Origin of the sequence: Lachnoclostridium phytofermentans (assembly GCF_000733755.1) — a bacterium.
GTDB lineage: Bacteria > Bacillota > Clostridia > Lachnospirales > Lachnospiraceae > Lachnoclostridium > Lachnoclostridium phytofermentans_A.
Map to the genome: position 1 here is coordinate 108,739 of NZ_JPOF01000008.1, position 23,716 is coordinate 132,454.

A 23,716-nucleotide genomic window follows, 5' to 3' on the forward strand; every position below is an offset into this window, starting at 1 on the left:
ATTCAGATTCCATTTGTGGCGAAGGTAACATATGAGGATGACAGAGTCATTACTTTAGTATCAGAGATCTGGGTGCGGAGCTTTCTCCGATCACCATGTTGGTGATGATGGAGAATATTCAAAACCGGATCATGGAAAATGCCAAGAAAGGAAAAGCAACCTGGCTCTATCTGGATGAATTCCATGTGTTACTGAACCGTGAATACAGTGCTAAGTATCTGCAACAGCTTTGGAAAAAGGTACGAAAGCAGGGAGGGCTTTGTACAGGTATTACCCAGAATATACTTGACCTTTTACAAAATTATGTAGCAACAACCATGTTGGCTAATTCAGAATTTGTGGCAATTCTGAAGCAGGCTAACACCGACAGTTCAAAGTTAGCGGAAGTGATTGGTATATCTGATGTACAGCTACGTTTTGTCATGAATTCAATGAGTGGAATGGGTTTATTGAAATGAGGTAATGTTGTCATACCTTTTGATAATACCATATCAAAGGATACGGATTTATACCAGCTATATAATACTAACCTCCATGAAAAGATTGCGAAGAAACGGAAAGCAGTTCAGGAGTAAGGAGTTGAGCCGAAAGGTGGCACCGGGATATCTAGGTGCCTAACCGGTTCTAGAGGAGGTGAGAACGACGAAGATTAATAAGGTTGAAGCGAAACCGATACGGCTTCATAGAAAGTCAGAAATCAATATTCATCGTATCAAGAAAAGGAACAAACCATCGATTACAATGAAACAATTGCGTCTAAGACGCAGACCAAGTATTAGACATCTAAAAGTTCCAGTTGATGTTATCCGAAGATATAAGGGAAGTTTGTATAGGAGTGCAAAATCAGATAAGTACAATTGTTCCGACGGAAAGATCAATAAGAAACTCAGTGGTCATAATTTACGGGAACCAAGAAGAAAAAGCATTCAGAAATCTTCTGATACAGCAAATGCTATGAAACCGGATATAAGAAATCAGCATTACTCAACTACTGCACAGACGATTGGAATGATCGGAGCCTCTGTTGCTTCAGAACAGATTGAAGGAGGAGAAGAGCTACGTGACAGTGTAGCTATAGCAGGATTAGCATTAACTGCTTTTACCAGAGCTTCTTCCAAGGGAAGAGATTTATATCGGAATAAATCAAAAGAACAAAGGCTAGCCATGAAGTTGAAACGAGTAGATCCAGGGAACCGAGTAAGAAGTAAAATGAGCAGCAGTACCGATAAAAAGGTAATTAGAATGGCGGGCAGTAATTATACGAAAGAGTCGAGGGTAAAAAGTAAAGCATGGAGTTCTTTAAGAGGAGCATCTGCAGATTCAGTAGTAACTGGGGCAAGAGGCATATCGCGAAGAACGTCAGTTGGAAAAGATGCCTTAAAAGATATTGGTAAAGTGAATGGAAAAACTACGAGTAAAGCGATTGGCAAAGCAGCGGGACATAGCTTTAATCGGTCAGCAATAAAGAACAACACGAGAAGCAGATTGCTCAATTATTTTATGAATAAGTCAAAACAGAGTGATAATGGAGACAACATAGGAGCACTATTAAAAGATTTAATAATGATGCGTATGTCTGTGGTGGTGAAACATATTGCGGGATATATCGGAGGATTACTACTAAATTTGGTTTTACTTATTGCGATTACCTGTTTACCTGTCATGCTAGTTATTGCTGTAATATACAATTCTCCTTTGGCAATATTTTTTCCGCCATTAGAAAAAGGTGATACCGTGATGAGTGTGACAAGTACCTATATCCAAGATTTTAATCGTGAAGTTACAACACTTGCACATGAACACGCCGGTTATGATGGGGGAAGCATATCTTATACAGGATCAATGACGGACAACTATTATGATATCATGGTGGTTTACATGGTGAAATATGGTGTTGGGGATACAGCATCTGTCATGAATGACACGACAAGAGAAAAGCTAAAGGGAGTATTTGATGATATGTGTAGCTTCCGGACATCGGTTTCATCCGAGACCGTTGAAAATGAGGATGGTACCACTACGAACTATTCAATTTACAATACAATAATGGAATTAAAGAAGGATATGGAATATCTATTAGTGGAACTTCAGAAGGAATGGGAAAGCAGTGGTAAAACAAGTGCAACTGTTGTATTTCAAATAGAGGAAGTTCATGAAGTAAACCGAAATCTGCAGCAGGATATCGCAGATCGTCAAGAATTATTAAAGCATGAAGAAATGACCTTTGAGCAAAGTATCCAACTTACCAAACAAAATTATATTTTGTTAAGGTTAATAAAAAGATATTACGCAAAGAGCAGAGGACAAATAAAAAAGGAATCGACTGTGAGTTCTCTGTAGTACTTGATAAGGAAGAACACCTGATTTTTAAAGATTTGTTTCAACCCGTGGAAGGTTAATTTGGTGCAATCTAAAGAAATTAGAGTGGAGGTGTTGAAATGGGAGTTGATTATCAGGTAAGGCAAATCTATGACATAATGATTCGGGAGGTTACAACAAGTGAAGCAAAATGGCGAGATATTTGCTGTTTAATTGGACAACTATATCGATATGAGTTTGACAATATTCTGATGATATATGCTCAGCGACCACATGCAACTCTGGTCGCTGATTTTGATACATGGAAGAAAGTAAATCGTTATGTCAAGAGAGGTAGCAAAGGAATTGCATTCTATCTTTCAAGAGCACTAAGCCCAAGAATGAGATATGTATTTGACATCAGCGATACCGGTGGAAAGAAGCATAACTTAACCTGGAGCCTTGAAGGTGAAAATCTAGCTGACTATGTAACTTATTCAATCAAAGGGATTAATGGAAACGGATTTTGATAAGGACAATAGAATAATCGAGAATTTCTGATAAAGCTGCTCAAACTTTATAAGAACATATGTTTGATTACAATAAAGGAAGATTAATCAGAACATATGAATGAGCTTTCGAACTTTCGAGGATGACCGGAGATATAATCGTGGATGATGAAAGCTTCGTGAATGAAACGGAGGAAGTGCTAGATAGTCACATTGCTCAAATTATTTATCAAAGCGCATTCTACGCAATTGGAAAAAGATGTAGTTTTGATTTGAATATGGACGAACAGGATTTGAGTATGATTCTTCTTTATCAGAATGAAGAAGGGGTGTATCTGATCGGAACACTGATCAGTGATATTTCCTGTAACGTTTTAAACGAATTTTCAAGAAACCCGAAATAAATTGATAAACAGAGATTACAAATGGAAGAAAGGGGAATTACACATGGCAGAGATAGCATTGACTTATTCAGAGAGGGAAGGAATCTTATACCCGAACCACTAATTACCGGAGGAGGAAGAAAAGATCTCTTGAATCTCGGGAAATACGGAATGAGGGCATTAAATTATCTGAAGGAGAACGAACCATCCAGATACAAGACGCTTTACCGATTCGGACTGCTGGCGTAGAAGATGCACGAGGTGGACGAGGAAGCGAATCAGCTTCTGGATACATTGATGGAAAGCTATCTGGTAAAGAACAAACCGGAAGATCCCAATTTCACAATGGAGATGTGGAGGAAAAGGGAACAGGCGAAGCTGCAGGTAGAGGAAATCGTACTGAAGTTCCATTAGAACTGAAACAGATAATAAAAGAGATTGATGAAGAAGGAGATAAGGAAGGTTATGTAAGCTGGTCTTTGATTGAACCTGAAATCGGAGCATTGATCTTAACCAGTGAGTATACTCAAGAACGAATTCGACTGGATGATTTCATTGAAACTGCTGATAATCACATGGCTGAAGAAAAAAACTGAAGAAGAAAAACTGAAGAAGATAGTACTAAAGAAGAAAGATGTGAAAGAGAAAGAACTGAAAAAGAGAAAACTAAAGAAGACAGATTTGAAAAGGATAGTATTGAAAAAGATACCTCCGATGCAGATAGTTTCAATATGGATGCGGAGAACATGGCTGACATTATATCGAAAGTTGATAAGATTGATTCCTAAAAAAGAACTTCTAATATTAACAAGAGTAACTACCATAACAACCTGCGGGATATAGAAACGGGTGGAGCAATATCTAGATATAAATGGAATGTAGAGGCAATCCGTACTTTATTTCAGATTGAGAATGAAGGTAGGCTTGCTACTCGGGAGGAGCAGAAGGTATTAGCCAAATACTTAGGCTTGGGTGGTTTATCCCAGATATTTAATTCGGTAGATAATTCCTGGAGTCATGAATATATGGAACTTAAGAACCTGCTTTATAAGGATGATTATGTAGCAGCAAGAGCGACAGTTAATAATGCATTTTATACCTCACCGGAAATCTGGTGTTTTCCAGACGTCTGCTTTTTTTGTACGCAAAAAACAACTGAAAACAGTGTCCACAGTTCTATTGTAGCTATAATGAAAAGTAAATGTAAGATAAACCAGTAAAATTAAATAAAGTAGAGGTTACGATTACAAAAAACTTTGCTGTAGTCTAGAGGAATTTCGATTTACATTCAAGGATTTATTTATTTTACATTCATTTTACATTCATTTTACATTCATCTTACATTTACATTTACATTTATTTTACAATATTATTGTTTTATACTTTACATAAACATACAAATATAGTAATATAATGTATAGAATGTATAATAATGGGATATATTAGAATAAAATGGTGAAAAAGATTGAGGATGTATAATTATTAGTAATAATTAGTAACAATCATTATAAATCATTAAAAAAGGTAAATGTGGAGGATTTACATGTTAAGAGTCAATGGCAAATTATTATCAGAATTGAAACCTACAGAATTTCCTTTTAGTGTAAAAATACAAAGGAATTCAGACAGAATTATAAAAAGTTTTAACATTCCATTAGATAATGAGCTAAGTCAAAGTGTTTTTAGTGTATGTAAACATTCAAGTTTATCTCTTTATGTTTTGCTCATGACGACACTTAAGACTTTACTGTATCGGATTTCTAGAAATGATGAAATAATTATTTCATCCCCTGCAATTAATAGTACGGATAAAAATAAAACTAATAAAATATTTATATGGGATACTTCGGATAATAATCTAACTTTCCGTCAATTACTTATGAAGACAGGAGAGGATATTTTAAGTGCAAACAAAAATTTAACTCATTTGAATGATGACTTACTTGACAATGGTATGTCCCGTGATAATTTTATTTTCCTAGATAGATTTACGCTAAATCTAAATACTATTCATAAAATCGACCAATTCGATGATTTCATGTTTGATATTCTTTTCGCTTTTGAAGAAAATGGCGAGAATATATCTTTATGTATTCAGTATAATGATAATCTGATTGAAAAAGATGATATTATTGATTTTTCAATGAGATACTTTATGATCTTAAAACAATCCCTTTCTAATGCAGATAAAAAAATAATCAATTACAATATTTTAGATGAAATTGAACAGAGCAAGTTATTAAACATAGACAATGACAATGACTTACAAACTTCAACTATAGATAGTGTTATTAATATGTTTAATAAACAAGTGATAGAAAAACCTATGGCATATGCGTTGTATCATGATCATAAGTATATGACCTATAAAGAATTAAATGATAAGTCAAATCAATTAGCTCATATTATTGTTGAAAAAGGCGTTGAAAAAGATGAAATCATCGGAATTATGATGGAAAGCTCAATCGATATGATTGTATCGATTATAGCTATTATGAAAGCGGGATGTGCGTATTTGCCAATTAGTCCAACATATCCAAAAGAACGAGTTGTTTCTTTACTAAATGATAGTAATGTGAGATTGCTATTAAGTAAAAGTAATCATATTGATGTTTTTCCATATGTTGATTTGATTTCATCTGGTTTAAGTGAGAGCCGTTTATATATTACAAAACCGCGTGCTCAAATCAAAGATTTGGATAGTATTCAAATTCCTGACCGATCCTTTGTTGATTATGAAAAGTATACGCCATTTATTGGTCAATCCATGGTGAAAAATTCAATCACTCTCCAGTTTAGTAGGGGATGTATGTTTAAATGTGCATATTGCTTTAAAATCTGGCCGGATGATTATATCATACGTTCTGCTGAAAATATATTTAATGAAATGAAGATATATTATGACATGGGCATTAGAAGATTTGGCTTTGTGGATGATTTGCCGAATTTTAATATTGAAGTCAGCAGCAAATTGTACCAGATGATTATTGATAACAATATGGAGGTTCAATTACATTATCCAAATGGAATTCGTGGAGATATTCTTACGAAAGATTATATCGATTTAATGATTAAGGCTGGTGCTGTTAATATTGATTTTGCTTTGGAAACTACTTCAAAGCGTCTTCAAAAATTAATACGTAAAAACTTAAATATTGAACGATTAAAAGAAAATATTGATTATATTATTGAGAAATATCCGCAAGTTATTTTACAACTCCAAATACTTCACGGCATCCCTACTGAGACTGAGGAAGAAAGTAAGGATTGTTTGGAATTCATAAAATCTTTAAAGTGGATACACTTCCCATATATGCATATATTAAAGATATTTCCTAATACAGAAATGGCTAAAATAGCAATAGAAAATGGAGTTTCACCAGAAGATATTGAATCTTCTTCGAAATTAGGATATCACGAGTTGCCAACGACATTACCTTTTAGTCATCAATTTACAAAGCAAATTCAATCAGAGTTTTTAAATGAGTATTTTTTATCAAAAGAAAGACTTTTAAGTGTATTGCCATATCAAATGAAAATCCTTACAGAAGATGAACTTGTTGATGTATATAACGGTTATCTTCCTACCGAAATACGTAACTTTCAGGAATTATTGGATAACTTGGGTCTTACAAGGGAAGAGCTTGCCGGTCACGAATTTTTACCCAATGATTATGGGCGAGTAGAAGGACTTAACCTTAAAATACAAGAGCATTTTGGTGTAAAATCATATGATCAGGATGCATTAAAGGTCTTGTTGTTAGACGTATCACAATATTTTTCTGATTCAAAGAACTTACAATATGATGTTTATGAACCACCACTCGGTCTTATCTATCTTATGACAAGTATTTACCGAAAGTTTGGATCGAAGGTAAATGGAAAAATAGCAAAATCAAGAATGGATTATGATAGCTTTGATGAACTAAGAGAATTATTAAATACGTTTAAACCAGATGTTATTGGTATAAGATCATTAAATTATTATAGTAATTTCTTTCATATGACTGTAGTAGCTATCCGTCAATGGGGATTTGAGGGTGCTATTTTGGCAGGTGGACCTTATGCTACAAGCAGCTATGAACAGTTACTCAAAGATGAAAATGTAGATATGGTCTTGATTGGTGAAGGTGAAAATACAATCAATGAAGTATTAGAAGCAATCATTAAGAATGATTATAGGTTACCTAAGCTTATGGATATGAGTGATATACCAGGAATTGCATTTTTGGACCCTAACTATAAGAGTAAATCGAAACGAATGGGAGTAGAGTTATTTCCTATAGATTTATATCAAGAGGTGATATCAGAATATCCAAGCTGTAATCCTGAGAATATTGATTATACTGATAACTTGGCTTATATCATATATACTTCTGGTTCAACTGGTAAACCAAAAGGGGTAAAAATCCGCCAGGATAATTTATCAAATCAGATAACAGGTTTTATTGAGAAAATGAAGATAGAACAGGGATTAAAATATATTCTACTTGCCGACTTTACATTTGACGTCTCTGTTATGCATATCTTTATGTCGCTTACATCAGGCGGAACCCTGCACTTGATTTCGGATGAAGAGAAGAAAACACCTCATAAATTATGGGCATTTATTAAGGATAAAACAATTGATGTATTGAATTTTACACCTACATATCTGGATGCAATGTTAGACGAGATAGCCATGCAGAACAAATATCCAGTTAAATATTTATATATTGGCGGCGAGGCTTTTTCTAGTAAATTACTTCAAAAGATTAATTGTTGTCTGGAGCCAGAGCATATATTTAATATTTATGGACCAACAGAAACTACAATTAATGCTACGGTATATGAATGTAAACAAAAAGAACTTAATACAATACTTCCGATTGGTGAACCACTTCCGCAGTATTACCTTTATGTATTAGATCAAAATCAAGCTTTACTACCAAAGGGATATATAGGTGAATTGTATATTTCTGGACAAGGTGTTTCATCAGGATACATTAACGATCAAGACTTAACACAACAAAAATTCATTGCAAATCCGTATTATCCTAACAAAATTATGTACCGAACAGGAGATTTAGTACAGTGGAGTAAGGATGGTAATCTTCTGTTTTGTGGTCGAGAGGATAATCAAGTAAAAGTAAGAGGATTTCGAATTGAACTGGGTGAAATAACTCATGCATTGCTTGGGCATGCATCTATTAAGGATGCAGTCGTAATAGCACGAGCGGATAAAACGGGAAATAATTCTCTATACGCTTATGTAGTCTTGAATCATCTCGTTGATTGGAAGGAAATCAAATCCTATTTATCCAGCCAGCTACCGTATTACATGGTACCGACACATTTTATAGAAATTAGTAGTATACCATATACGTTAAATGGAAAGCTTGATATACATTTGCTTCCGGAAACTGAAGTATCTTCTACAATAATCGAAGATAGGAGTAATGAGCAAAATCCAATCTACGAAAACTTGACTCGTATTTGGCAGGATATATTAGGATTGGAAAACATCACATTGGATGATAACTTTTTCGAGTTGGGTGGACATTCGTTAAATGCTGCGGTTTGCATTTCACGAGTGAAAAAGGAACTCAATATTAAGATCTCAATTCGTCAATTGTTTATGAATTCAACCATTCGTTCCTTTGGTGATTATATACAATCATTAAATAATGTCCAGTATGATGGAATTCAAAACGCACCGAATAAAGAGTACTATCCAGTGTCAAATGCTCAATTGCAAATTATTCTATCAGACAAATTAAATCCTGAGAGTACATGTTATAACGTATCAATTGGATTTATGATAGATGGAAAATTGGATGAGAAGAAATTGCAATATTCATACATAGAATTAGTGAAACGACATAACTCGTTACGAACTTCTTTTCAGATAAAAGAGGAAGGGTATGTACAATACATACACCAGTCTATTGAGCCTCAAATAGAATTTGTAGGAGTTGAGGGATCTGAAATAGAGCGTTTTATTGATGATCATATGACTGCTTTTAATTTTGGAGAAGTACCTCTATTTAAGATTTTTCTGCTGCGTATTAATGATGAAAAATCTGTTTTATTTCTCCACATGCATCATGTGATTTTGGACGGAGCATCGTTAAATGTATTCTGCCAGGAATTGAGTGCTCTTTATAATGGAAAACAGCTTCCTAATAAGACGATTAGCTATAAAGATTATAGTGAATGGCTAAAGAGCGATGTAGTCGCTGAAAGAATTCATAAACAAGAAAACTATTGGTTGAAGAAAATGGAAGGATATCCACTTTTTACAGAGCTTCCACTTGATTTCAGACGTCCTAATAGCCGTAATTTTGATGGAAGTAGGTATGTATTTTATATTGAGCAGGAGGATATGAATAAACTGGAAACCTTGAGATCATCATGTAATGTTACCTGGTTTATGCTATTGCTATCCGCTTATTATATTCTACTTTCAAAAATAACATCACAAGAGGATATCGTAATTGGAATACCAGTCTCTGTAAGACCAAATGAGCAATTGGAACGATTGCTTGGTGTTTTCTTGAATTTATTACCGATGCGTAATTATCCGAAGAAAGAAATGAGTTTTGTCGATTTCTTAAATGAAGTTAAGGAACATACTTTATCCGGTTTTGAGAATCAAGAGTATCCATATGTGGAGTTGATTAAAAAGCTAAAAACACATAAGGAAACTAATCGAAATCCGGTTTTTGAAGTTATGTTTGATATGTCCAATTTCGGATCATTAGATTTGAATATGGATTCCTTAAAGGTTACACAATATCCAATTGAATATAAAAAAGCAAAATACGATTTATCACTTTTTGCTTTGACTACAGAGAATGAAATACAATTAACTTTTGAATATTCAACTAGTCTATTTAATGTTGAAAGTATTTCTTACTTTGCATCAAAATATCTCGATATAATAAAAACCATTATCAAACAACCAGATGTACTTTTGAGTGAAATAGGAACTTATGAATATAAGGATGAAACTTCATTTGAAAGTGAATTTAAAGATATTACTTTTTAAAAGTAGTTCAGGAGGAAAAGACTGCTATGGAAGATTTGAATAATAAATTAAAAGATGAGAGATTATCATTGGAAAAACGTTTTCAAGATAAACAATATTGGAATCGAATATTTGAAAATTTAACAAGCCAACCGTGCATTCAGTATGATCTTAATGAAGAAACAACTACTGAACCGCAATATGATGATGTCTTAGTACCCTTTACAAAAGATATATATGAATCCTTAGCAAAAACCTCAAATCATAATAATTTCATTGTGCTCATTTACCTTATTAGCATTCTGAATGTTACGTTATACAAGTATAACCGTTATGAAGAAATCATGGTTGGAACTCCGGCTTTTCATAATGGTAATGAGGTAGAAAAGCATAATAATCTGATAGCTTTAAAACTTAAGATTAATGGTCAGATGAAGTTTAGAGACATACTCAACCATGTAAAGAATTCTGTCATGGAAGCAATGAAGCATCAGGACTATTCTCTTCAAGATATTTATAATAATTTTTTTAACACAACAGAGGGTGTGCCTGCGGCTTTCGTTTCGTTCTTCTTTGATAAGGTACATCCTAGCATGGATGTCGTTATACATAAAGATTCTCAGAGTAAACTTTCATTTGTATTTGAAGGGGAGGATGTTAATTTCAAAGGTTACTTACATTATGATTCTAATGTATATCTGAAATCTACGATGGAGCGAATTGCTAACTTGTTCAATCGAATTATGATTCAAGTAATGAGTGACATGGATATACTTATTAAAGATATCCAACTTATCTCGCAAGAAGAAGTACAAAGCTTTTTAGGTGAAAAAATAGTACCACAATTCCCACAAGATAAAACGTTACATGAATTGTTTGAGCTTCAAGTAGATCAAACACCAGATAACATTGCAGTTGTTTATGGTAGTGAAAAGTTAACATACAGACAATTGGATCAACTTGCAAATCAGATTGCACACTACTTAATAGAGCAATACGCCTTAAAACCGGACACACTGGTTGGTGTTATGATGAATAAGGATATTGATTTAATCCCTATCTTTCTGGGAGTGTTAAAAGCTGGAGGGGCCTATGTACCGTTAAATCCAGATTATCCGCTTAATCATCTGCAAGACATTATCAATGATGCAAAATTAGAAATAATAATCACGAAAAGTGAATTTGAAAACCAGCAGTTGATAGTTTCATGTTCTACCCTTCAATATTTACTATTAGTTGGTACTGGTTCAAATGGCGTGGATACAGGAATTTATAAGAATACCATTGATAAAAATATAAAAGTTGATGAGTATATAGACACTAATTTTGTATCTTTTGAAAATATGAGTAATAGTCGCATTCAGACTATATCAATGCCAAATAATCTAGCTTATGTTATCTATACTTCAGGGACGACAGGACATTCAAATGGTGTTGAAATTGAACATAGAAATGTCATTAGTTTTTTGATGGATAAGAGATTGCCTGTTCAAATAGATTCCCAAGATATATGGACGATGTTTCACTCGATCTGTTTCGATGCATCTGTTTGGGAAATGTATGGTGCCATGTTATATGGCGGAAAATTAGTCTTAGTACCAGGCCATATCGCGAAAGATATGAATAAGTATTTGCAATTACTAAAAGAAGAGCGGATTACTATCTTAACCCAGACGCCAAGTGCTTTTTATCTGTTAATGCAAAAAGAACTGGATCATAAGGATGCGAATTTAGCTCTTAGATATATAATTTTTTGCGGAGAGGCACTTAATGTAGGCTTAATAAAACCCTGGGCTGATAGATATCAGAGTACTAAACTAGCAAATATGTATGGAATTACAGAGACCACAGTTCATAATACCTTTAAACTATTAAGTTATGAAGATATTGAATTAAGTATTAGTAATATAGGAAAAATTCTACCTTCGTTACACGGATATATTATGAATGAAGATATGAATTTACTTCCAAGTGGTATGATTGGTGAATTATACGTCTCTGGCTATGGGCTGGCAAGATCTTATTTAAATAATCCGGAGCTTACCAATAGAAGATTTATTACAAACCCCTATAACCAGGAGGAAAGATTATATAAAACAGGAGATCTTGTTCGATATTTTTCTAATGGAGATATGGAATATTGTGGCCGCATTGACCACCAGGTAAAGGTTAGGGGATTTCGTGTTGAGCTGAGTCAAATTGAGTATCATTTGCATCAGTATCCAGGAATCACACATGCAGTAGTAATAACGAATAAAGATATGGCAGATGAAAAATACATATGCGCGTACTATGTGGCAGACAGTAAAATTACTGCCAAAGAACTATTAGAGTTTCTTTCTACCAGTATCGCAGAATACATGCTACCTTCCTTTTTTGCTCAAATAGATGAGTTGCCGATTAATTCAAACGGAAAAGTGAATCGTAAAGCACTTCCAACACTTCAACAACTTCAGAATTCAGAAGGATTACTTGAGCCAAGTACGGATTTGGAACGTTTGTTAGTAGAGATTTGGTGTAAGGTATTGAATATTGAAAAAGTTGGAGTTAATCAGGACTTTTTTGAAATTGGAGGACATTCCTTACGTGCAGTTATGCTGGAAGTAGAAATGCAAAAGAATAATATACCGGTAGAATATACTGATATTTATAATTGCAAGACAATAAGGAATTACGCAAATTATTTAGATAGTAAAGGTTATAAATATGCAAATGGTAATTGATAACATTGTTCCATATAAAAATTTATATTATAGAAGTTGTTATTATAATTCCTTATTTCCTGTAATCCACCATTACGGCAAAAGTATTTTATCTCTATTGGTGAATGATACAATCCATTACGGCATGGCAGAAACAAAAAAGGGCTCTTTCCCAGGAATTGTATACACATCAACTGATTCAGTTAAAAATGTATTATCAGAAATTGGGATAGATATGCAAGAATTATATCTTGATAAAGAATGTGACATTATGGAAGTATTCTGTAAAAGTATAAAAGAGGGAAGTCCAGTGATTATTTGGGCGGATTGCTATTACCTGCCATTTAGAAAAGACACTTATCAAAAATTTCATAATCCTCACACCATTTTGGTTTATGGAGTTGATATAGAGAAGAGGCAGTGTTACATTATCGACCATCGGGAAATGGATTCCTTAACATATGAATATAAGATTTTGTCCCTATCTGATTTAAGCAATGCATATTATGGATTTTTAACAAACTTTTATTCTGAATTTCGTATCAACTCATGTTATGAGTATAAATTAATGGATAATTTTAATCATACATCAGAGGACTTAAACAGCAGCAAATTTGCAATTGATTATTATATGAAGTTGCAAAATGGGTTGAATGGATTTCAAGAGGAGATGGAATTTTTACAGAGTTATTTTGAATTAATAAATCAAATTGTTCGGGATGAAGACTTACTAAAGGAAAATCTTAATGATTTACTATATTCAATGAATAATATTGTGAATGCAAAAAAAGCAGAGCAATATAAAATTGATAATCTGTTTGGAAAAGAGATACGAACAGAGCAAAACGATATTGCGAATGTATGGAATGAAATTCGTATTCCATTTGCAAGATATTCCTATTCAGGAGTATATAAAAAAGATGATTTTTTGACCTTGAATGATTTATTTTCTAAATTAATTAATATTGAGAATTTCTGGCATAACATAATCTTAAATCATGACTTGTTGTCATGAAAGAAAGGAATTACATAAAAACTATATGATGAAAGAATTTTACAATAATTTTACCTATCCTTTTTCTGATGCAATAGAGAACAGTGAGGTGAATGGAGAAACAATTTTCTTATTTTTAGATGCTGAGATGAATAATGATGGATTTGCCGGAAAAAAGATTCTCGATGTTGGCTGCGGTACTGGTAATCGAAGTATTGACATTGCCAGAAAATTTCCCTTGGCTAATATAGTCGGTATTGACTTCTCTGAAAAAAGCATAGAGTTAGCGAATATCCAAAAAGGAAGCATGAGTAATATTGAATTTATATGTAGTGATTTTTTGACCTACCCAGTGGAAGAGCAATATGATTTTGTAATATCTATGGGAGTGGTTCATCATCTTCCAGATCCTTTATATGGTGTGCAAAAAATGCGTTCCTTTTTAAAAGATGACGGTGTATGTATTCTATGGCTTTATCATACATACGGTGAATATGACAGGCTACTAAAGCGTCAATTATTATCTACACTCCTTGGCGAAAAGTTTCAAGATAAGCTAGCATCTGTCGCACTGTTAAAAGAAATGGATTTCCATATTAGTAGTAATCGATATGGCAACGGATATGGCAACTATGAGCTAAGTGATGAGGATGCTTTAACAAGAGATGCAGATGCATTTTTAAATCCATTAGTAACTTCTTTCGATTTTGTAGCCGCCTTTCGGCTCATGCAAGAAGCAAGGATGGATTGGTGTTCCATATTTCAAATATGTTATGAAGAGAAAGGTAGTTTTATCAATTTAGATACGGACAACATACTACCTTGGGAAATTGATATGGACATGTTGCTTAAGTCTCCTCGCGCATTTTCGTATTATAAAGATTTGGATAATAGAAGTAAATTACATGCAATAGAGGCTTTGGTAAAACCAACAGGCTTTACAGTTGCAGCGGGAAAGAACAGGAATGGGGAATTGCCATTACTATTTGAGCAAAACAAAATTGACTTTATATAACTTATAAGAAGGATAATATTAGTTTGAATAATCAAAGATTTTACAATCGGCGAATTTGTGGTTTCACAAAAATTCGCAAGTTTACGGCAAAATGGAGGTAATTATGAGGGTTTTGGGTATATCACCGTCACTAGCACTATCGCATGAAAATATGTTTGACGATTTGGGTATCTCTGGGTCAGGTCATGACTCTGCAGCGGTATTAATTCATGATGGATTCGTTGAGGCTGCTATTGAACAGGAAAGACTTGATAGAATAAAACATTCAAATAAGGCTCCAATTGAGGCGATTCGCTTCTGTCTTCAAAAAGCTAATATAGGTTTAAAGGATATCGATTACATAGCAGTTAGTTATAAAGAAGATACCATCAATTCAATTTTAAAAGATAAGTTTTTAAAACAAAATAGACAAAAAGAATATAAAGATGTCAGATATTATATTCAGAGATTTATCTTTGAAGCATGTGGAGAGTTTTTTGACCAAAATAAGATTATATTTGTTCCTCATAATGAAGCACATGCAGAAAGTGCATATTTACAATCCGGTTTTGAAGATTGTCTTGTATTTATAACGGATGGAATGGGCGATGATAGTGCAGGTATGATTCAAAGCAGAAGAAACGGTAATACAGAATTATTGTATACGATTTCGGTGGCACAAAGCCTTGGTTTGTTTTATATAAATGCAATAAATTATTTAGGATATCGTCCCAATGATGAATATAAAGTAATGGGCTTAGCTCCTTATGGAGATTATCATAAATATAAAAGATATTATAATAAAATTGTTAATCTTCTTCCAGAAGGTAAATACGAAATAAAGAATTACTATTCCTTATTGTTTGATATTGAAAAGCCGAGACGTAAGGGGGAACCATTTTTACAAATACACAAAGATATTGCAGCAGCAATACAAAAAACCTTAGAGGAAACAATATTATATGTTTTAGCCTATTACCAGTCAAAAACAGGACATACCAATCTTTGCCTTGCAGGAGGAGTTGCACATAATTGTTCTGCTAATGGAAAGATTATAGAGAATGGATTGTTTACTGATGTGTTTATTCAACCCGCAGCACATGATGCTGGTGCAGTATTAGGAGCGGCTCTAGCCGTATACAATCAATCATGTGGTGAAAACCCGAAACCTGCTAAATTGGAGCATGTATATTGGGGAACAGATATTGGTTGTTCCGATGATATTAAAAAGACATTAGATATGTGGGAATCTTTAATATCTTATAAAAAGGTAAATTGCATTGAAGAAGAGACTGCGAAGCTTCTTGCTTCAGGAAAAATTATTGGCTGGGTTCAAGGTAATTCTGAATTTGGACCGAGAGCTTTAGGAAATCGAAGTATAATTGCGGATCCAAGACCAGAGGAAAACAAAAAGATTATAAATCAAATGGTTAAAAAGAGAGAATCCTACCGTCCGTTTGCTCCTTCTGTATTAGAAGAGCATATGAGGGAGTATTTTGAAATTCCCTCATGTCATGTACCTTATGACTATATGAATGCAGTGTTAAAGGTAAAAGAAGATAAACGAGCTTTACTGGGAGCAATAACTCATATAGATGGAACAGCAAGAATTCAATCAGTTTCTCAAAAGACAAATCCGAGATACTGGGAACTGATTTGCCAGTTCGCAGAACTCACAGGAGTACATGTAATACTCAACACATCGTTCAATAATAACTGTGAACCAATTGTGGATTCTGTAGAAGATGCAATTGTATGCTACCTAACAACAAAACTGCATCATCTCGTCATTGGCGATTATTTAATTGAGAAGAAGAATGTTGAAATGAATGCTTATTTGGATATGACAGTAAGTTTACCTACATATGTACGAGTTCAACAATCGAAGTCAGTAAAAACAAGTGATTTTGAAACAGAATACAGTATTTCTGTTAATTATGATTCTTCCATCAATCTTCCTGTAAGTAAATTATGCTTTGAGTTTCTAATGAGTTTGGATGAGAGTTCAACAATGAAACAGATTATGAACAGGTTAGAATGTAAGAAGGAAGAAGTGCAGTTGATTGAGGAATTGATTGAATTATGGGAAAATCGATTGATTATCATTACACCTCAACGGGATTCAGTATAATACTTAATAAGGAAGGGAATCAGATGGAACAGGGATTGAATCAGGAAAACAATTTTATATCATTGAAGCCACGCGAATATCCCGTTTTGCCTCGTGAGATCACTTATGAGCCTATATTTATTTCAAAATTACCGGGTATGACGATTGCACAATATATTGAACAATGTATGGAACGTTATGCAAATCGTATCGCAATTAAAATGGGATCCCATCAATTTACTTATCAAACTGTTTACAATGAAGCGAGCAAAGTGGCTTCTACGATTTTAGAAGAAAACTTCCATGAAAATGAAACAGTAGCGTTATTGTTTAATCATGGTTTGGATATGATCATGGGTATTATTGGAGCGTTTCTTTCAGGAAAAACATTTGTTTGTTTAGATACCGCTACACCAGTTAACAAGTTACATGAGATTATTAAGGATGCCAATATTAAAGTGTTAATTGTTGGTGAAAATATGGAATCACTCTTAGATGATTTGCATTTTTCAGAAGAAGATCATATTTCTGTACGATTTTATAAACAAATAAAGCAGAAAAAGGATGGAGTGAATTATAAGAGACCCCATATAGAGGAACAAGATAGTACTCTTTTATTGTACACATCTGGATCATCGGGAAAGCCAAAAGGTGTAATACAAACACATCGGAATATCCTATTTCATATTGCAGCATACATTAATAGTCTCTCAATCAATCAAAATGACAGAGTGGCTTTATTAACCAACTATACTCATGCGGTAGCATTCATTGACTTGTTAAGCACTTTTTTTACCGGTGCAATCTTACTTCCATATAATGTACGGTCATCATCCGAGGAAGTAAAACTTCATACGTGGTTAAAGGATGAAAAAATAACAGTATACCATTCTGTACCTACCTTATATCGTTATGTAATGAACAATCTAAAACAAGACGAAGTCTTGAATGATTTGCGATTGATTGTTTTGGGTGGCGAAAGTGTTAATGTTAAGGATTGGGAGCTTTATCGATTGCATTGTAAGGAAAGTTGCGTTTTTGTGAATTTTTATGGTGCCTCAGAAGTATTAACTGCATCATTTTGCTATCTGGATCATCATATTGCTCCTGATAAAAATCTTATTCCAATCGGACGTTTTGTCGAAGGGGTTAATGTAACACTAAAAAATAGAGATGAATTAACAAGTGAAAACCAAGTAGGGGAAATTGTATATGAAAGTGAATTCATCACACCAGGATATTGGAACAGTACACATTTACCTGTAGAAGCTACCCCTTTTGAATGCAATGGTTCTGTAAGAATTTTTCAAAGTGGCGACATGGGTAGACTCCTACCAGATGGTCAAATGGAATATCTAGGTCGCAATGATAATATGGTTAAGATTAAAGGGCACCGAGTTGAGCTTGCAGAAATAGAAGCAACTATACTTTCCCTATTCCCTATTGATAAGTGTTTAATTGTCGTAGAACTAACAAAACAAGATGAAAAAACACTAGTTCTTTATTATACAACAAATAATAAAGAAAAATTGGATGAAAAAGCTTCTTTTCACATATTAAGAAAGAGCTTTCCGACATACATGATTCCATCACAACTGATTTATATTGAGGAATTTCCACTTACACCAAATGGAAAAATTGATCGTAATAAAATTTTACAGTTAGCAAAAGTAAGCGAAGATAATATTCAACAGCCATTTAATGAGATACAAAAAGGACTTGCAGCAATATGGACATCTTTATTAAAGGTAGAGGATATTACATTACAGAAAAACTTTATACAAATGGGTGGAAATTCTTTGCACATGATGTCATTAATACAAGAAGTCAAATTCCAGTTTGGTATTGATTTGAATATAGTAGAATTATTTGAAGTATTAAAGTTTGTGGACATGGCAGCACTCATTGAAGAGAAAATGAAAGAAGAAAACGTCCCTTCAGAGCTTCCTGTAGAATCCCAGTTGAATAATGTAACGACATTCGTTGAAAAAACAGCTGAGAAGGAATATATACCATTGTCATCTTCACAAAAAAGAATATTTCTTCATATGGCTCAGACTGCTTCGGAGACAGCCTATAATCAGACAATAGCTTTTCAGGTCGATGGTTATCTTGATGTAGATAAAGTAAAAGGGGTATTTCAACAATTAGTTGATCGTCATCAAATACTGCGAACCAGTATTTGTACAATTCATGGCATACCAATGCAAGAAATCAAAACTAACGTTAAAATTGACTTAGAAATTTATAAATGTACAGAAGAGAATGTTACCAACAGGATGAATGAATTTATAAGAAAATTCGATATCAGTGAGCCACCATTGTTCCGTGTTGGTGTTTTAGCAATAAGTGAAAGAAAGAATATAATTATTATTGATGTTCACCATATTATTGCTGATGAAGCTTCGGTAACTATATTACTAAATGAATTTTCTATTCTTTACAGTGGGGGAACACTGCCTATCCAAGAATATGATTATTTTGATTATATTCAAGGGGAGGATAATGCAGCAAATGATTTCTTATTGCAAAAACAGGCCAAATACTGGAAGAAGAGGTTTTCAGAACCGGTTTCTCCTTACATACTTCCACAGGTAGCAGATTTAAAAACCAAAACGGTAACACAAGAAGCTGTACATTTCAACATCAATGTTGATACTACGGAGTCTTTAAAGAAATTATCTTATGAAAACAACACTACATTATTCACTGTATTGCTAGCAGTATATAACATTCTGCTGTTCCGCTACAATGCTACAGAAGATATTGTTGTTAGTATACCGGTAGCAGGACGCAATACGATTGAGCAAAAGAAAATGCTTGGATTGTTTATAAATATGTTACCTATCCTAAGCCATATCAATAGTGAGATGAGTTTTCAGGATATGATCATGGAAGTAAGGAGCAGTGTACTTCAAGCTCTGGATCATCAGGATATGCCTTTTGAACAAATTGTAGAAGAAATTCAAGGACATAACCATGCGGATAGATCCTCATTGTTTAATTTGCTGTTTGTACTTCAAATTATGAATCATACTACTCCTCAAGTATCTGAGCTTCTATTTAAACGGTATGACGTAGGTGCGAATAATACAGCGTATGATCTTGCAATGGAAGCGATGGAAGAAGAGGATGGAATTCATTTTATTTGCAAATACAATCCACTTCGTTTGAATCAGGAGTTCGTACAAGACTTAGCAACACATTATCTTGCAATTGTGAAACAACTGGTTGTAGATCCGAACAGTTTGATTTTAGATTTCCCTATTCTTACGGATTTGGATATTGATAAATTAGATAAATTTAATGATACTACAACAGATTTTCCAATTAATATGACTATTAACAAAATGTTTGAGAATCAAGTAGTAAAATCAAGTAAACATGCTGCTGTGAAATATCAAGATATCGTTCTGAGTTATGATGAGTTTAATATACGTACTAATCAACTTGCAGGTTTCTTATTAGATAAAAAGGTAAAGCGAAATCAAATTGTTGGTATAATGCTACAACGTTCACAGTATATGCCTCTTGCAATTATGGCAATTCATAAAGCAGGTGCAGCATATTTGCCAATAAGTCCTGATTATCCTGTTTCTAGGATATCCTATATGCTCGAAGATAGTAAAGTTGATATTTTACTGACTGATTCAAGAGTTATGACGGAGTTGGATTTTAGTGGTGAAGTTGTTTGTTTAGATGAATTAGATACTACATCGTATGATGGCTCAAAGGATATCTCTATATGCAAGCCAGAGGATATTGCATACGTAATCTATACTTCAGGAACTACAGGCCTTCCAAAAGCGGTAGCAGTACAACATCGGTCAATTATAAACTTTCTTGTTTGGATGCAATCTAAATTTCATATTAGTAACAAGAGTGTAATTTTATTAAAAACACCATTTGTATTTGATGCTTCAATGCGAGAAATATTATGGTGGGGTATGTATGGATCCACCTTAAGTGTACTAGAACAGGGAGATGAAAAAGATCCAGTAAAGATTGTTGAGGCTATAAAGAAAAGCAATGTTACTCACATAAACTTTGTACCATCCATGTTAAATGCATTTTTACTGTATATGGAGAACAATCCATCTGAAATTGATAAATGCAATTCCTTGGAATATGTTTTTAGTTGTGGTGAAGCATTAACAGCTTCCATGGTAAGGCGTTTTTATAAGCTATTTTCAAAACCTGTTTTGTGTGATCTATATGGTCCGACAGAAGCTACGGTAGATGTTACCTATTATATATGTGATAGAGATAATATTCCGGATGTAATTCCAATCGGAAAACCATTAAATAACTCACGAATTTATATTCTTAATAAATATAAGCAATTACAACCAATTGGTGCAGTAGGAGAGCTTTGTATTGCTGGTGATTGCGTAAGTGCAGGTTATATAAATAATCAAGAGGCTACAAATCAAAAATTTATTGATAATCCATTTGAAGAGAGTGGCAAATTATATACTACAGGAGATTTGGCTCGTTGGCTGCCAGATGGATCAATTCATTACATTGGTCGTATGGATAATCAAATCAAGATCCGTGGTTATCGTATTGAGATGGATGAAATAAAAAAACATTTATTAAAGATAGATAACATAAAAGAAACGATCATAGTAGATTATGTTGATAATTCCGGTAACAAATTTTTATGTGCCTATTGTATTTTCAATAAAATAATGACAGTAGCTGAAATAAGACAGGAACTAATGAACTACTTGCCAGAATATATGATACCTGAAGTATTTGTATCAATAACATCAATTCCTACGAATATAAACGGAAAACTGGCCAAAGATAAGCTACCGGAACCGGTTAGTAATTTGCAGACTGGGTCAATATATTGTCCGCCAGAAAATGAAATGCAACAAATTTTAGCAGATGTATGGTCTGAAATTCTAGGTGTTGATAAAGTGGGCATTTATGATAATTTCTTTCATTTGGGAGGGAATTCAATTAAAGCAATGCAGGTTATTTCAAAACTGCAAATGAATCATAATATTGAGTTACCTTTAAATAAACTTTATCATTTGTTCACAATAAATGAGTTGACGGAATATATACATAAAAAGGACAACAGCACATTTGAATTAAAAAAGGCGGAATATAGTGAGTATTATCCACTTTCCTCTGCTCAAAAACGTATTTTTCTATCAAGTTTATTTAAAAGTAGTGCAAATGATGATAACAATGCGACCATTGCATTTTCTATGGAAGGAGAAATTGATTTCATCAAACTGGAGTCGGCATTTCAAACCTTGTTGGAACGTCATGAGATATTGCGTACTTCTTATTTCATTCAAGATGGTGAACCTGTGCAAAAAATTAATGATAATGTAAAGTTAAATTTATATCGAGTGCAGGCAGAACCATCAAAATTAGAAAATATATTCAATGACTTTAATACAACATTTAATCTTGAAAGTGCTCCACTTATTAAAGTTTTAGTAGCTACATTAACTTCTTCAACCCATATATTATATATCTGTATTCATCATATTGCATTTGATGGTTTTTCAAGAAATATACTGATTAAAGAAATATCCGATCTGTATCAAGGAATTCAGTTGGATGAACTGTTTTACCAGTATAAAGATTATGCAGTATGGCAGAATGAGCAAATTAATTCTAAAGAAATGAGGCTCAGCAAAGAATATTGGTTAAAGCAATTTTCAAATGCTAATTTTGAGGACGAGCTCTTTATAGACTATCCAAGACCAAAAGTAATGGATTTTCATGGGGAGTCTCTTATGTTTGAATTGTCACCTGAGCTTACCAAAAAATTAAATAATCTTGCAAATGAATTACAGGTATCGTTATTCATAGTAATGTTCACGATGTACATCATTTTACTAAAAAAATATAGCGGTTTGAGTGATATCACAGTAGGAATACCTTCCGTGGGTAGATCTAAACCGGAATTTGAACAAATGATGGGCATGTTTGTTAATACCTTACCAATACGTACCTACCCGAGCTATCAAAAAGGATTTACAGATTTAGTAGTAGAGGTGAATGAAACATTTATAAATGCTTTTATTCATCAAGACTATCAATATGATATGTTGGTAAGAGCACTTGACTTAAAGCCTGATTTGGGAAGAAATGCGATATTTGACACAATGTTTGCTTTCCAAAACATAGAAACGCAAAATCTGGAGATACCAAACATAATAACAAAGCACTATTCAGTAATCGATCAGGCTACCATCTTTGACAGTGTGCTGTATGTTTATGATGGTGATGCATTAGAATTTAAATTAACATTTTCAGAAAAGTTATATAAAAAGAGCACTATGGAATCATTTATAGGTGATTACAAGTTAATTATTGATCAAATCTGTAATAATCCATCAATCTTAATGAATGAGTTAATTACAGAAAAAGATAAAGAAAGAAATAATTCACTATTAAGCCAAACAATTGAATTTAATTTTTAAGGAGGAAATTGAAATGAAACAGGAGAACATAGAGAAGATTAAGGAGATATTTGGTAAAACACTTGAAAATGATGATGTGATGGAGTGTTGGAACAAATCGCTTAGCGAAAGTGATATTAATTCATTGAATTTTATTAAGTTTGTCGTAGCGATTGAAGAGGAATTTCAAATAGAGGTAGAAAACCAATATTTAGATATTAGTCAGTATGAAACAGTTGGCAAAATGATAGAAACTATAGGAAGTATTGTATAGCAAATAGGAGCC

Annotated in this window: 14 protein-coding genes and 1 pseudogene; all 15 read left to right on the forward strand. The window is 33.4% G+C overall.

Annotation, left to right across the window (positions count from 1 at the left end; all coding sequences use genetic code 11):
- Nucleotides 1-53: 53 nt before the first annotated feature.
- Nucleotides 54-575, forward strand: a pseudogene (locus tag CC92_RS0119130) (hypothetical protein); the annotation flags it as partial.
- Nucleotides 576-633: 58 nt separating this feature from the next.
- Nucleotides 634-2,340 (forward strand): hypothetical protein, encoded by a 1,707-nt coding sequence (locus CC92_RS0119135; RefSeq protein WP_029501906.1) that lies wholly within the window; start codon nt 634-636, stop codon nt 2,338-2,340.
- 98 nt (nt 2,341-2,438) lie between these two features.
- Nucleotides 2,439-2,828 (forward strand): ArdC-like ssDNA-binding domain-containing protein, encoded by a 390-nt coding sequence (locus tag CC92_RS0119140; RefSeq protein WP_029501905.1) that lies wholly within the window; start codon nt 2,439-2,441, stop codon nt 2,826-2,828.
- A 140-nt stretch (nt 2,829-2,968) separates the two neighbouring features.
- On the forward strand, nt 2,969-3,211 hold the full coding sequence (locus tag CC92_RS0119145; protein ID WP_029501904.1) for a hypothetical protein: 243 nt from the start codon (nt 2,969-2,971) through the stop codon (nt 3,209-3,211).
- Nucleotides 3,212-3,232: 21 nt separating this feature from the next.
- Nucleotides 3,233-3,439, forward strand: coding sequence for a TnpV protein (locus CC92_RS23680; protein WP_242841321.1), 207 nt, complete (start codon nt 3,233-3,235; stop codon nt 3,437-3,439).
- Between the two features lie 104 nt (nt 3,440-3,543).
- Complete coding sequence (locus CC92_RS0119155; RefSeq protein ID WP_031420703.1) at nt 3,544-3,786, forward strand: hypothetical protein; 243 nt, start codon at nt 3,544-3,546, stop codon at nt 3,784-3,786.
- Nucleotides 3,746-4,033 carry a hypothetical protein gene (locus CC92_RS0119160; protein WP_029501903.1) on the forward strand — a complete coding sequence of 96 codons (288 nt, stop codon included), beginning with the start codon at nt 3,746-3,748 and terminating at the stop codon, nt 4,031-4,033. Before CC92_RS0119155 ends, CC92_RS0119160 begins: the two co-directional genes overlap by 41 nt.
- 182 nt (nt 4,034-4,215) lie before the next feature.
- Entirely contained in the window at nt 4,216-4,410 is a 195-nt protein-coding gene (locus CC92_RS0119165) for a hypothetical protein (RefSeq protein WP_031420704.1), read from the forward strand.
- A gap of 323 nt (nt 4,411-4,733) precedes the next feature.
- Nucleotides 4,734-10,220: a B12-binding domain-containing radical SAM protein gene (locus tag CC92_RS0119170; RefSeq protein WP_029501901.1), complete on the forward strand. Its 5,487-nt coding sequence runs from the start codon at nt 4,734-4,736 to the stop codon at nt 10,218-10,220.
- Nucleotides 10,221-10,246: 26 nt separating this feature from the next.
- Complete coding sequence (locus tag CC92_RS0119175; RefSeq protein WP_051650614.1) at nt 10,247-12,922, forward strand: non-ribosomal peptide synthetase; 2,676 nt, start codon at nt 10,247-10,249, stop codon at nt 12,920-12,922.
- The gene (locus tag CC92_RS0119180) at nt 12,906-13,916 is read left to right on the forward strand and encodes a BtrH N-terminal domain-containing protein (RefSeq protein ID WP_029501899.1); all 1,011 of its coding nucleotides are present in this window, start codon (nt 12,906-12,908) and stop codon (nt 13,914-13,916) included. Before CC92_RS0119175 ends, CC92_RS0119180 begins: the two co-directional genes overlap by 17 nt.
- Nucleotides 13,917-13,941: 25 nt before the next feature.
- Nucleotides 13,942-14,910, forward strand: coding sequence for a class I SAM-dependent methyltransferase (locus tag CC92_RS0119185; RefSeq protein ID WP_162175504.1), 969 nt, complete (start codon nt 13,942-13,944; stop codon nt 14,908-14,910).
- A gap of 103 nt (nt 14,911-15,013) precedes the next feature.
- Nucleotides 15,014-17,020, forward strand: a complete 2,007-nt coding sequence (locus tag CC92_RS0119190; RefSeq protein WP_029501897.1) for a carbamoyltransferase — start codon at nt 15,014-15,016, stop codon at nt 17,018-17,020.
- Nucleotides 16,972-23,451: an amino acid adenylation domain-containing protein gene (locus CC92_RS0119195; protein ID WP_029501896.1), complete on the forward strand. Its 6,480-nt coding sequence runs from the start codon at nt 16,972-16,974 to the stop codon at nt 23,449-23,451. The genes CC92_RS0119190 and CC92_RS0119195 overlap by 49 nt, the downstream gene beginning before the upstream one ends.
- 13 nt (nt 23,452-23,464) lie before the next feature.
- Entirely contained in the window at nt 23,465-23,704 is a 240-nt protein-coding gene (locus CC92_RS0119200) for an acyl carrier protein (protein WP_029501895.1), read from the forward strand.
- Nucleotides 23,705-23,716 lie beyond the last annotated feature (12 nt).

Excerpts from the sequence above, each read along its gene's own strand:
- CC92_RS0119140 (WP_029501905.1), top strand. The coding sequence starts at position 2,439 with ATGGGAGTTGATTATCAGGTAAGGCAAATCTATGACATAATGATTCGG.
- CC92_RS23680 (WP_242841321.1), top strand. The coding sequence starts at position 3,233 with ATGGAAGAAAGGGGAATTACACATGGCAGAGATAGCATTGACTTATTC.
- CC92_RS0119165 (WP_031420704.1), top strand. The coding sequence starts at position 4,216 with ATGGAACTTAAGAACCTGCTTTATAAGGATGATTATGTAGCAGCAAGA.
- CC92_RS0119170 (WP_029501901.1), top strand. The coding sequence starts at position 4,734 with ATGTTAAGAGTCAATGGCAAATTATTATCAGAATTGAAACCTACAGAA.
- CC92_RS0119175 (WP_051650614.1), top strand. The coding sequence starts at position 10,247 with ATGGAAGATTTGAATAATAAATTAAAAGATGAGAGATTATCATTGGAA.
- CC92_RS0119180 (WP_029501899.1), top strand. The coding sequence starts at position 12,906 with ATGCAAATGGTAATTGATAACATTGTTCCATATAAAAATTTATATTAT.
- CC92_RS0119185 (WP_162175504.1), top strand. The coding sequence starts at position 13,942 with ATGATGAAAGAATTTTACAATAATTTTACCTATCCTTTTTCTGATGCA.
- CC92_RS0119190 (WP_029501897.1), top strand. The coding sequence starts at position 15,014 with ATGAGGGTTTTGGGTATATCACCGTCACTAGCACTATCGCATGAAAAT.
- CC92_RS0119195 (WP_029501896.1), top strand. The coding sequence starts at position 16,972 with ATGGGAAAATCGATTGATTATCATTACACCTCAACGGGATTCAGTATA.
- CC92_RS0119200 (WP_029501895.1), top strand. The coding sequence starts at position 23,465 with ATGAAACAGGAGAACATAGAGAAGATTAAGGAGATATTTGGTAAAACA.